Source organism: Agathobaculum butyriciproducens, from assembly GCA_003096535.1.
GTDB lineage: Bacteria > Bacillota > Clostridia > Oscillospirales > Butyricicoccaceae > Agathobaculum > Agathobaculum butyriciproducens.
This window is the reverse complement of record QEKJ01000023.1, coordinates 23,401-36,075: the sequence shown is the minus strand read 5'-3', so window position 1 is coordinate 36,075 and position 12,675 is coordinate 23,401. Positions and strand designations below refer to the sequence as shown.

10 protein-coding genes are annotated in these 12,675 nt (G+C 55.5%); 5 read left to right on the top strand and 5 right to left on the bottom strand.

Features of this window, described 5'->3' with window-relative positions:
• The 5 genes from C7386_RS12180 to C7386_RS12155 all read right to left on the bottom strand — a co-directional run.
• On the bottom strand, nucleotides 1–251 hold a 251-nt coding region (locus C7386_RS12180), incomplete at its 3' end, for a helix-turn-helix domain-containing protein (RefSeq protein ID WP_133241601.1).
• 87 nt (nucleotides 252–338) lie between these two features.
• A complete protein-coding gene (locus C7386_RS12175; RefSeq protein WP_116705627.1) occupies nucleotides 339–1,292 on the bottom strand; it encodes a nuclease-related domain-containing protein in 954 nt (317 codons plus the stop codon).
• A gap of 388 nt (nucleotides 1,293–1,680) precedes the next feature.
• Nucleotides 1,681–2,499 carry a TlpA family protein disulfide reductase gene (locus C7386_RS12165; RefSeq protein ID WP_116705626.1) on the bottom strand — a complete coding sequence of 273 codons (819 nt, stop codon included), beginning with the start codon at nucleotides 2,497–2,499 and terminating at the stop codon, nucleotides 1,681–1,683.
• Complete coding sequence (locus C7386_RS12160) at nucleotides 2,499–3,389, bottom strand: 4Fe-4S binding protein (RefSeq protein ID WP_116705625.1); 891 nt, start codon at nucleotides 3,387–3,389, stop codon at nucleotides 2,499–2,501. The genes C7386_RS12165 and C7386_RS12160 overlap by 1 nt, the downstream gene beginning before the upstream one ends.
• Nucleotides 3,382–3,525, bottom strand: coding sequence for a CD1871A family CXXC motif-containing protein (locus C7386_RS12155; protein ID WP_110435619.1), 144 nt, complete (start codon nucleotides 3,523–3,525; stop codon nucleotides 3,382–3,384). The genes C7386_RS12160 and C7386_RS12155 overlap by 8 nt, the downstream gene beginning before the upstream one ends.
• A 164-nt stretch (nucleotides 3,526–3,689) precedes the next feature.
• Between C7386_RS12155 and C7386_RS12150 the strand changes: the two genes are divergently transcribed.
• From C7386_RS12150 to C7386_RS12130, 5 genes are all read left to right on the top strand, one after another.
• Nucleotides 3,690–4,364 (top strand): response regulator transcription factor, encoded by a 675-nt coding sequence (locus C7386_RS12150; RefSeq protein ID WP_116705624.1) that lies wholly within the window; start codon nucleotides 3,690–3,692, stop codon nucleotides 4,362–4,364.
• On the top strand, nucleotides 4,361–5,512 hold the full coding sequence (locus C7386_RS12145; RefSeq protein WP_116705623.1) for a sensor histidine kinase: 1,152 nt from the start codon (nucleotides 4,361–4,363) through the stop codon (nucleotides 5,510–5,512). Before C7386_RS12150 ends, C7386_RS12145 begins: the two co-directional genes overlap by 4 nt.
• A 130-nt stretch (nucleotides 5,513–5,642) precedes the next feature.
• On the top strand, nucleotides 5,643–8,123 hold the full coding sequence (locus C7386_RS12140) for a helix-turn-helix transcriptional regulator (protein WP_116705622.1): 2,481 nt from the start codon (nucleotides 5,643–5,645) through the stop codon (nucleotides 8,121–8,123).
• Between the two features lie 89 nt (nucleotides 8,124–8,212).
• Complete coding sequence (locus tag C7386_RS12135; protein ID WP_110435615.1) at nucleotides 8,213–8,452, top strand: DUF2442 domain-containing protein; 240 nt, start codon at nucleotides 8,213–8,215, stop codon at nucleotides 8,450–8,452.
• A gap of 22 nt (nucleotides 8,453–8,474) precedes the next feature.
• Nucleotides 8,475–12,479 (top strand): S-layer homology domain-containing protein, encoded by a 4,005-nt coding sequence (locus tag C7386_RS12130; RefSeq protein ID WP_116705621.1) that lies wholly within the window; start codon nucleotides 8,475–8,477, stop codon nucleotides 12,477–12,479.
• Nucleotides 12,480–12,675 lie beyond the last annotated feature (196 nt).

Here is a 12,675-nt window from a genome sequence, read left to right as displayed (position 1 = left end):
AGATCTTCTTCTACCTGCTTCGGCAACTGCTTTGGCGGACGACCCTTACTGCTGCGGCCACGCCGTTCAACGGCAAAGCCTTCCGGCCCTTCCTCTAGGTAGATTCGCTCCCATGATTTGATCTGATCTCTGCTGTTTACATCAAATCGTCGGCAGGTTTCGCTGTAACTCAATTTCTCTTCCTGCATGGTTTCGATCACCAGCTTCTTGAATTCCACTGTGTATCGTTTGTTCGGTACTCCTTTTGGCATAGCAAAACACCCCACTTGTTAGATAGTATACCATACTGTCTAACAAATGGGGTGCAGTTCATGATGCAAGTCATGCCGCTTTTCTGTTTATTTGTTTTCGGTTTTCACGATTTTCTTTATAAAATGACATTGAGGAAATCCTGTGCAGCCCCAGAATTTTTCGCCGACATGCGCACCGCGTCTGGCCTCCCGCATGACAAGCGGCTTGCCGCACTTCGGACAGCGGTTTTTCTCAGGCAATTCCGGCTTAGCCGGCTCGATAAGTGCAGGCTGCTCGGCGGCAGGCTGGTCCTCCAGCTCCTCCTGCTTGAATTTTTCGATATAGGTGATTGGCTTTTCAATGTGCATCTGCAGATACCGCTCACCCATTTCCTTCAAATCTTTCAAGGAAGAAGCCGATTCCTTGGACGCCTTATTCATCCGTTTTATCGTTTCAATCAACTGGTCTGCCCGAATGACCTGTTCCTTGACCTCTTTCTTCGCATATCGGTCGTTGACAACAGTTTTCGGGTTGGCAAGCACGACTAAGCCCCTAAAAAAGTCCTTAAACAAGTAATTCTTCCATGCGGCAAGGATTTTGCCGTCATTTTCGCTCCTTCGTTCCTTGAGCACCTGCAAATGCCGCTGATTCTGCGTAATCGGCGAATAAATTCCCTCTTTATAGTACCGACCGCCGCAGCGAATTGTGCGGATAAAATCGCCCTTGCTGTTGATCTCGATATTGCCGAACAGATTTTTGCACTCCAACACAAAGTTAATCTTTGGAGTTAGTACCAGAAAGTCAATCTGTGCCGAGGCACCGGACACGCTTTCAATATACAAATCGTGCAGCACAACCATATCCATACCGCTGTTTTTCAGCTCAAACAGAATATTATCCTCACCGATAATACCGGCTTTCACCACGGCAATCTCTTTTGCGATTTTTTTCGCGTTTTCTCCGGCTGCCTTTTCCGCCAGCTCCTCCAGCTGCCGCAGATACTCCTTTGCGTTGCTGGATTCTTTCGCAATCACAACCTCCGGTTTTGAAAACAGTCCCATGTTTATCCCTCGTGTTTCTCTTTTTCCTGCGATTTTCGCTTGTATAATTTTAGTATACCATATAGGAGAAACAAGGAAAAGTTCCGTCCTCAAATTTATCCACAGGTTTGTGCATATCTTCGTGGATAGTTCCGCAGGCACGCAAAAGCCGCAGACGAAAGTCTGCGGCTTTTCTCTTTGGCGTTTACTTGGCCCTGCCAATCTCCGTTGTCTTTTCAACCTCGATCAGCCTGCCTGTTTTTACATCGTAAAATATAACCGTAAATCGGAATATTGGAGGCTGCCAGCGGATGATTTCTGATGTATTCCACGTCATCTACGACGCTTTGCTCCAAATTATCGCTCGGCTGGAAATTGATATATCCGTCGCGGCAATCACACTCGGGTGTTATTTTCCGTCGTTTGCAATCGCGGTGTCAATATTCTCCTGCAGCTGCTTCATGCTGTTTTCGTTCGTGATGCCGCCGAGTACCGGCTCACCGACGATTTTTCCGTTCCGGTCGATAACATAGGTGGTCGGGAATGACATGATGTTCAGTGCAAACTTGCCTGCCTCGCTGCCGGATGCAAAGGTAATGTTGCGGTAGGATGCCCCCTTGGTCTGCAGAATCTGTTTAGCGGTAGCAATGGCATCCGCATTGTCATCGAGCGTTTCCGTATTGATGCCGATAACCTCGCCGCCCTGAGCCTTGACAGTCTGATTCAGCTTGTCCAGATCACCAAGTTCAGCCACGCACGGCTTGCAGCCGCTGAACCAGAAATTCACGACCGTAAACGCGTTGTCAGCGAACAAGCTGCTGTCCACAGCGTTGCCGTCCAGGTCTTTGCCCTCGAAAGCGGGGAACGCGTCGCTGGCGGGTGTGGTGGTGCCTTCCTCGGGCGGAAGTTCCTGCAGCTGGTCCTCCAGCTTGCGGACCTTGGCGGCATCGTCGGTCAGCGTCTTGTAGTCCTCGTCCGAGAGCTGGTCCTTGACGTTTTTAATCGCAAGATCGAGCACATCGGCGTAGTTGGTGCTCTGGGTGCTCTGCGCCAGATTGTCCTTGTCAAGCGAATTCAGAGCCGTTGTCCACAGTTCCTGGTGCTGGTCGAGGATGGCGTTTTCCTCCGCTATCAGCTCGGAGACGGTTTTTGCCGGTTTGCCGCAGGCGGATGCGCCGAGCAGCAGGCTTACGGACAGGGCAAATGCGATCAGTCGATTCTTTTTCATTAGATAGTTTCTCCTTTGTCAGTCGTTTGGGTTTTATCGCCCAGACCGTAGCGGTAGCAGATAGCACCGGTCGGGCAGGCTTTCATGCACATGCCGCAGCGGATGCACTCGGCATGATTGGGGTTTTTCGTGATGTCTACATCCATTTTGCAGGCTTTGGCACACGCGCCGCAGGATACGCATTTATGCGTATCCACCTGCATCTGAAACAGTGAAACGCGGTTCAGCAGCGCATAAAACGCGCCGAGCGGGCACAGCCACTTGCAGAATGGACGGTAAAACAGCACGCTGCACACGATAACGGTCAGCAGAACGGCTGCTTTCCAGGTAAACAGTGCGCCGAGCGCGGCACGAATACCGGAATTGACTGCCGCCAGCGGCAGCGCGCCCTCGAGCACGCCCTGCGGGCACAGGTACTTGCAGAAGAACGGGTCGCCCATGCCGAGCTCGTTCGTGATGAGGACGGGCAGCAGCACCACCATGATCAGCAGCACCGCATATTTCACATAGCGGAGCGGCTTCAGCCTTTTGGTGGACAGCTTAGGCGAGGGGATTTTGTGAAGAAGCTCCTGAAACCAGCCGAACGGGCACAGAAAGCCGCAGATAAACCGTCCGAGCAGCACGCCGAGCAGGATCAAGATACCGGTGATGTAATACGAAAACCGGAACTTCGACGAGCCGACGACTGCCTGAAAGGCGCCGATCGGGCACGCGCCCGCCGCGCCGGGACAGGAATAGCAGTTCAGGCCGGGCACGCAGACCGCCTTGCCGCCGCCCTGATATAATTTGCCCTGCAAAAAATTCGGCAGGTGGATATTGGTCAGCAGAGCCGCTGCTGCCTGTATCCAGCCGCGAAAGCGGGCTAAAACCGGAATATTTCTCTTATCCAATCCCAACACACTCCATACACAGGCGGATCGCCTTTGATAATACCGTATCGGCTTCGCCTCTCCACAGGCCGAACCCGATCATTGCAATGCCGACTGCCAGCAGGAAGAGCTGGGCGGCGGTTCTGTGCTTCAGCATTGTTATGCCCCTTTCGAAGTTGTTGACACCAGTATATCGCACGGGATATAAAATCTGTGTTAAGGTGCTAAAAAAACAAAAATTTTTTGCAACAGATTTCGTTAACACAAATTTTATCCCTGTCTGATATAATAAAGGTATGAAAATGCAAAGGAGGAAAGCTCATGCGGCTTTTGGTGATAGAGGACGAGCGTGATCTGTGCGAAGATATTGCGAAAAAACTGCGCCTGTCCGGTTATGAGGCGGACACCTGTGTTGACGGGGAGGCGGCGCTCGAGCTGCTGGCGGTGGAGCGCTACGATCTGGTGCTGCTCGACCTTAACCTGCCCAAGGTGGACGGTATGACGGTGCTGCGTACCCTGCGGGAGCATGATCAGGAGACCGGCGTGCTCATCCTGTCGGCGCGAAGCGAAATTTCCGACAAGGTGGACGGACTGGATGCCGGTGCGAACGATTATCTGTCCAAGCCGTTCCATCTGGAGGAGCTGGAGGCGCGGGTACGCAGCCTGACACGCCGCCGATTTGTGCAGCAGGATGTGTGCCTGCGGTGCGGCGGGCTGACATTTGACACACGCAGCCGCGCCGCTGCGGCGAACGGACAGGCCCTGTCGCTCACGCGCAAGGAGAGCGGCATTCTGGAATATCTGCTGCTCAATCGCGGGCGGCCGGTCAGCCAGGAGGAGCTCATCGAGCACGTTTGGGACAGCAGCGTGGACAGCTTCAGCAATTCCATCCGCGTACACATCTCCACGCTGCGAAAAAAGCTGCGCGCGGCACTGGGATACGACCCGATTCGCAATAAGATCGGACAGGGCTACGAGATCGGAGCGGGCGAATGAGCAAACGAATTTCTGTGCAGTGGCGCATCACGATATTGACTGCGCTGCTCATCGCGGCGGCGTGCGTGAGCCTGAATTTGCTGCTGTTTTACTCCGGCTCGGACAGCATGGATGCGCTGAACGGCTTTGTGGTGGAGTACAAAACGGGAAACCAGCAGGAAATGACCATTGAGATACCCCAAGAGAATATGCAGGCGTTCTTCAGCGGCTTTTCTCAGCAGGTGAGTGCGGAAAAGGTGCGTTTCGAGCGCATGGGCTGGTGCATCACCGCGCTGGTGACACTGCTGAGCGCCGTCATCGCGTATTTCGTCAGCGGACGGGCGCTCAAGCCGCTGGGCGATTTTGCGCGGCAGACCGGGCAGATCAACGAGGAAAGCCTGACCGACACCCGCCTGTCCGAGGACACGACCGCCGAGTTCCGGCAGCTGAGCCGGTCGGTCAACGCCATGCTCGACCGTCTGGCGCAGTCATTTGACACGCAGCGGCAGTTCACCGGCAATGCGGCGCACGAGCTTCGCACGCCGCTGGCGCTCATACAGACACGGCTCGAGCTTTTTGCGGCGGAGCATCCACAGATGAATGCCGAAACAGCCGCGCTGCTGCGCTTTGAGCAGGAACAGCTCGAGCGGCTGAGCGCCCTTGTACGCACGCTGCTGGAAATGAGCGACCTGCAATCCGTGCCGCGCACGGACTGCATCGACCTTGCGCCGATGGCCGAGGAAGTGCTGGTCGATCTGACGCCGCTGGCGCAGAAAAACGGCATCACGCTCACGCAGACAGGCGACAATGTGCAGCTCACCGGCAGCGATGTGCTGCTGTATCGGGTGCTGTTCAACCTGACCGAGAACGCCATCAAGTACAACCGCACGGGCGGCTCTGTGGAGCTGTCGGTCAAGCAGGAGCACGGGCAGGCGGCAATCCGCGTGCGCGATACCGGCCCGGGCATTGCCGAGGAGTACCGGGACAGCATCTTTCAGCCGTTTTTCCGCGTGGATAAGTCGCGTAGCCGCGCAATGGGCGGCGTGGGACTGGGACTGGCGCTCGTGCAGGAGATTGTCCGGCTGCATGGCGGCACAGTGCGCGTTGAACAGAGCGCAGATACGGGAACAACAATTCTGGTAACACTGCCGGTTGGAAAAGCGGCTTGACGCTCAAATTGAGGGCATATATACGCGCTGCCTTAACAGCATACACGGTTTACACCCGCTCTGAAATCCAGTATAATTTAGACAGTACAACGGACAGGAGAGTACATTACAGTATTCGGAGGTGCGCGCCATGCCAAAATCGAAATGGAATCTGAACACGATCTACATATCCGAGCGGCTGCAGGAGAGCCTGCGGCCAATCTCGCGCTGTGCCATGACGACCGTGGTTGCACCCATGGGATACGGCAAAACGACGGCGGTGGAGTGGTATCTCGCGGAACGTGCCGGAGCCGAGGCGCCGTACATTGTGCGCATCAGTGTGTACTCGAGCAATCTTGCGATTTTCTGGAAAAGTGTGCAGGACGCCTTTGCGCGTGCAGGCTTTGCCTTTCTGCGGGAATACGACTGTCCGACCGACGGAGCGAGCGGAGGACTGCTGATCGACGATCTGTGTCATGCGCTGACCGGTGAGAAGTCCTGCTATATTTTTATTGACGATTTTCACCTGCTGACCGACAAGCGCGCACCCGGATTCCTGTGTGCGCTGGCCGGACGGCTGCCGCCCAATGTTCATCTGATTTTAGCCAGCCGTGACCTGTTTCTGCCGGCGGCAGAGCTTGTCCGGCTGGGCGGAAAGGTGTACCAGATCGGCACGGCGCAGCTTCGGCTTAACCATACCGAGCTGGCGGTCTATACCAAGCGGTGTGGAACCGCGCTTTCCGACGAGCAGATAGATACGCTGCTGTATTACAGCGAGGGCTGGTTTTCGGCGGTTTATCTGAATCTGCGGATGTTTTCCGAGCACGGTGTGCTGCCGGACCCGAATTCGGATATTTCATCCATCTTTACGGCTGCGATGATTGATCCGCTGCCCGAAAAACAGCGGGAATTCCTTGCGGTGATGGGACTTGCCGACGAATTTACGGTCGAAATGGCGCAGTTCGTCATGGCAGACGCGCACGCCGAGGACCTGCTTGCCGCGCTGACCGGGCAGAATGCGTTTGTCAAGCGTCTGCCGGACGGCGCGACCTACCGGTTTCATCACATGATGAAGGAATGCGCGCTGCACACCTTCCTGTCCATGCCGAAGGAGCGGCAGACCGTCTACCGCGGGCGGCTCGGCATCTGGTATGAGGATCATCGGCTGTATCTGCATGCCATGACCGAGTACCGGCAAAACGGCGATTACGATGCGATGCTGCGCACGCTGCAGAAGGATGCAGGCATTCTGCTTTCCTCGCTGCACCCGAAGGCAGTGCTGGCAGCGCTGGACGAATGCCCGGCGGCTGTGCTCGCAAGCCATCCGCTAGCGATTCTGGTGCTTATGCGGAGTATGTTCAACTGGCGCAATATCCCGAAAATGCTGGAGCTGAAGGAGCTGCTGCTGACGGCGATTTCCGAAAATACAGCGCTTTCCGCACAGGAAAAAGGCGATTTGCGGGGAGAATGCGATCTGATTATGAGCTTCCTCTGCTACAACGATATCAGCGCCATGAGCCGCCTGCACCGGAGTGCCAGCGCGCAGATGTCGCGGAAGGCGATCAGCATCCAGTCCGGCGGCGGCTGGACCTTCGGCTCGCCGTCCGTGCTAATGATGTTTTACCGCGCACCGGGCGAGCTGCAGAGCGAGCTTGCCGAGATGGACGAGTGCATGCCGCACTATTATAAAATCACCGGCAATCACGGTCAGGGTGCCGAGACCATCATGCGTGCCGAGGCGGCGTTCCTGCAGGGACGCTTAACGGATGCACATATCGAACTCGAAAGCGCGTGCGCCCGGATTCAGGACAACGGACAGGCCAATATGGCGCTGTGCTGTGATTTTCTGGCGTGGCGGCTGTCGCTGTTTGCGGAGATAAAGTATCACTGCACGCTTGCTGAGCGGCACGCGGAGCTGCTGCGGCAGCACAATGCTTCCTGGCTGAACCTATGGAACGCGATTGCGGCGTATTATTACGCTTTGCTTGGCAAAACTGACAAGATTCCGGAGGTTTTTCGCGCGCACAGGCTTTCAACCGTGCATACACTTGCACCGGGCAAGCCGATGATCGAGATGATCGAAAATCAGGTCGGTCTGGCACAGGGCGACTACGCCCGTGTTGTTGGCCGGAGCGAAAGACTGCTTGCTGTGTGCGAAGGCATGCACTACGCACTGGTCGCGATGCATATCCGAATCCAGACGGCAGCGGCGTATGAAATGCTGGGTAAGCATGCGGAGGCACAGGCGCAGCTCGATCAGGCACTGACCGACGCGGAACCGGACGGCTTTGTCATTCCGTTTGCGGAGAATTATCGCTATCTCAAGCCATTGCTGGCAGAGCGGCTGCAAACCGGACCGGTTGCGCAGATCATCGAACTGGGAGAAGCCGCAGAGCGGCGAAAGGCCGGATTTGATCGTCCGGAAGCCCTGTCGGCGCTGACCGAGCGGGAATATGAGATTGTCCGGCTGATGGCACAGCGGCTGAACAACCGCGAGATTGCGGAAAAGCTGTATCTGTCCGAGGGCAGTATCCGGCAGTATGTGAATCAAATTTACACCAAACTGCAAATAGCAGGAGAGCCGCGCGCAAAGCGCAAGCTGCTGCTCGACCTGCTTGCGGATAAAAACTAACAACTTGTGAATGGTTTTTTTGAAAGGTTCACCGTATCCTATAGGTACGGTGAACCTTTTATTTTGTGTAGGCGAGAGGAGGTACGCATTTGGACCGGAAATACATTCAGTCAGTCAAGCCGCTGACCGACCACGTTCTGCAGGTCGATTTTATCTCCGGCAGCCGCCTGCTGCTGGATATGAAGCCCTATCTGGATAAATTCCGATTCCGGTCACTTTCCGACCCGCAGGTGTGGAACAGCGCGGTGACAAACGGCATTTTTGTTCGCTTCGGTGATGTGGAGATGAGCCATAACGAGCTGTTTTCCATGGCCGAGCAGGAACACTGACACAGAAAAGGAGGAAAATGGTATGAGTAAAAAGCAGATGATACGACGGCGAGGTTTGTGCGGCCTGCTGGCGATGGCGATGTGTATAGGGATGCTGCCCCCAACAGCCGGGGCAGCCGTGACGGCAGAAAACGACTGGGAGATCTTTGATGCCGCGGACACCTACAATCTGCCGGGCACACAGGAGCAGATTTTGCAGGAGATGATCCGGAATCCTGAATTTGCGGAGAAGTGGGCGGCTATTGCGAACAATGTTCTGCCAAAAACGTACTATAACGACAACAATGAATCTGGCTATCATGAGCCGTATACCGCTCTGACTGCGGCAGATTACGCAAAGGTACAGTACACATCCAAGGGTCTGCGGGATGCTGTCAGCAGCGTCGTTGACCAGAGCGCGGTTCTGAGCGGCTCGGGTGTTTTGAACAGACTTCCGGAAGAAGAAACCCCGGTTTATTATGTCTCTACCAGAGCGGAGAAGGAACGCGATAACCATCACTCTTATGTATGCACCGGCTACGGTTACTATGTGCAGGCGTTCTACGACTTCGAAATTCAAGGCATTGCGGACCGGTTTGAAACGCCCTCCATCGCGGCGGACGACACAACGGCGTCGCTCGAGCAGAAGGGCTACCAGTTTAATCTGGGCGGCAGCTCGGACAGCTACAAGGTGACGGCGGAAAACCGCAACGACTTCGAAAACACGGTCGAGAAAAGCTATACCTATGAAAAGAGCACTACAACCTCGACCACGGTCTCCAATACCTATTCGCAGAACTGGACCGAGGAGACCACGATAGGCGTCGAATTCAGCGTACCCGTTCTGGCTGCGCTTTCGCCCACCGCCAAGGTCGAGCAGAGCTTTTCCTACTCCTATGGCATGGAAAAGACCTACGAGAGCAGCAAGGAGGAGTCCTACGCACAGTCTATTACGGATACCATCTCCGTACCGCTGCCGGCGCATACGGGTCTCGACATCAATGTCGATGTGACCGACCTGCAAACGACCATTCCTTATACCGGTGCAGTGCGCATCAAGTATAAGACCATGCTTCTCTCGGTTACCGGCTATCATCAAACCATGAGCTCGATAGACCACTGGAAGGGCCGGGAGTTTAAGCAGTATACCTTCGGCCGGAACGGCAGAAGTGCGATCGAGGATCTGGATGCCCGCATCCAGAACCGGAATGTCTCCGGCTATGACCCCGACGGTCTGGATATGAACAGCCTGTATCAGGGCGAATTCAAGACGGCAGCTGATCAGCTGTGCTCCGGTCAGCCGGTTGCACCGTACTTCGGTTCGTTCCACTATACATCTAAGAACACCGTCATCACCCCGCAGAAGGTGTACCCAATCTATGCACTCGATCGTCTGGTGCCTGATACCGAACAGGTTTCTCTGTACGAGCAGCAAAGCCTGCGTCTGGACAGCATCAAGGTCGAGGCGAAAAACGAACACGACGTGGACTGGTACGGCTTCAATCCCCGCCTGAGCGGCGAATGGACGGTCGTGGACGAAGGTCTGAACGACGCTTCGGAGTATGCCGAGGTCACGACAAACCGCAATGGCTACCCTGTTCTCAAAGCGCTCAAGCCGAATGACGGAGCACAGTTGTTCCTGCGCTATCAGCCGAAGGATACGATCGAAACAACGGATAATTTCAACAGCGAGCGGATTGAACTGACCATCCTGCCCGTTGTGCTTTCCTCGGTTACGGTAGAGGGCAGCTTTGAGCCGTTCTACTTCAACGACGGCAGCAACACCGCCGATGTTTCCGCACTGACTGTGACCGCTCTGGACGAGGACGGCAACGATTTTGATGTAACCGGCAAGGTCAAGTGGTATGCAGAAGCAAACGATGACATTACGGTTGACGAAACCACGGGCAGCATCGAGTTTACCGCACCGGGAACCTATCAGATCTATGCCGTAGTGAACGGCACGGAATCCAACCGTGTACCGCTGCAGGTTCTGCCCGAACGGCAGCTCGATACGCTGACCGTGAACGGCACGATTCCCAATCTCATCTATAATGATGATACGGCGAACACCTTTGACCTGAGCACGCTCAATGTGGAGGCCAAGGATCAGTACGGCGAGGACATGACGCTTGACGATGGCCTGTTTGAGTGGCGGCTTGCCACGGACAAGGGCTATGCCGAAATCAGCGGCAGCGTAATCACCGGTCTTGTAGTCGGCACGGATACGGTTACCCTGTATTATCCGGTCGGACAGGACGAGCAGGGCGAAACGGTCTATCGGACGGCACAGCCGCTGCCCGTACAGGTGACGGCAAAGCCGTATCTGAATGAGCTGTATTATAATGACGGCGCTCCCGCCGCAGTAGAGGGCGCAGAGTATGATCTGTCCCGCATTCCGCTGCTGGCACGCGATCAGCACGGCAATCCCTGTGGAATTCCATCGGACATCGAGTGGACGCTGGCAGACACTAATCAGACCAATGCCACGATTGAAAACGGAAAACTGCTCGTTGCGGTTGGCAGTGTCCCGGATGCCTCCTATGCGGATGTGATTCTGGAAGCCTCCTCTGCTTCTGCCGGCAAGACTGCAAAGAATGTCGTTGTTAAGGTCGAGCAGCAGCCGACCCTCAAGACAATCCGCGCCGACATGAAGGACGGTTTTGTCCTGCGGCTGGATGAAAATGCGGTTCTTGCAGATCAGTTTACCGCTGCCGGCTACGATCAGTATGGCAGAGAAATGACCGGCGGCAGTTTTGAATGGGTTATCTCCAAGTCGGATGTGGTTTCGCTCGAAAACGGAACGCTCAAGGCACTGAAGGAGGACTCGACCGAGATCTACGCCCGTTCCGGCGACATCGAGAGTAACCACATTACGCTGACGGTCAATGCCCCGAGACGGCTGACTGCGATTACCGCAGACGGAATTCCGTCGTCTGTTCGGAAAAACACTACGCTGGATCTGTCTGCAGTTAAGGTAACGACGCTCGATCAGTTCGGCAAGGCCTTTACTCCGGAAGAGCTGGCGGCCTATCCGGCTTCTGTACGATGGACGCTGGAAAAGAATGATACGCACGCCGTTATCAGCGGAAATACACTCAGCTTTGGTGATCAGGAGGGCACGATGACTCTGATCTGTGCTGCGGTCAACGCAGACACCAATGTGATCGTGGAAAAGAAGATTATCATTCGCATCACAGACTCCACCTCCGGCGGCGGCTCGTCCGGCGGCGGTGGAGGAGGCGGCGGCGGAAGCGTCTCCATTCCCGACACCAAGATCCCGACCGGCATCTATGAGCACGGCACCGTCACCGTATCTCCCGAGTCTGCCTCCAAGGGCGACACTGTGACCATCACGGCAACCCCCGACAAGGGCTACACCCTCGAAAGCCTGACCGTGCTGGACAAGGACGGAAAGGCACTCGAACTGACCGACAAGGGCGGCGGAAAGTACACCTTCGTCATGCCGGCGGGCAAGGTCACGGTGAAGGCGGTCTTTATGGACGACAATACCATGCTCAACTTCTTCACCGATGTGCACGCGGAGGATTACTACTACGATGCAGTCCTCTGGGCGGCGCAGAAGGGCATTACCGGCGGTATGAGCGACACGCTGTTCGCTCCGAACGCTGCCTGCACCAGAGCGCAGATCGTAACCTTCCTGTGGCGTGCGGTGGGTTCGCCTGAACCGAAGGCGCTGAGCAGCTTCGCGGATGTTCCGGCAGATGCATACTACGCCAAGGCAGTTGCGTGGGCGGTTGAGAATGGCATTACCGAGGGCACGAGCGATACAACGTTTGCACCCGGCACCATCTGCACGAGAGCACAAGGCGCAGCGCTCCTGTACCGTGCGGCAGGCAGTCCGGCGGTCAGCGGCAGCGCGGCCTTCACCGATGTACCTGCCGATGCATACTACGCTGATGCGGCAGCATGGGCAGAGCAGAAGGGCATCACCGACGGCATCGGAAACGGTCTGTTCGGTCCGCATAACAACTGCACGAGAGCACAGATCGTTACGTTCCTGTACAGAATGTACGGCAGCAAATAAGCAAATCAACCGATGGAAAGCGGCGGCAGGGGAATACCCCTACCGCCGTCTGTTTACCGATTTTTTGCCGCCATCTCACGCTTTGGAGCGAGCTGCATTCCCGGTCAAACCGCTGCAATATGAGCGAAAGAAGCGAAAAAAGGTCATGTTTTCGGTAAATCTGCGGCAATGTGTCATAATTTCTTCTTTTTTTGTC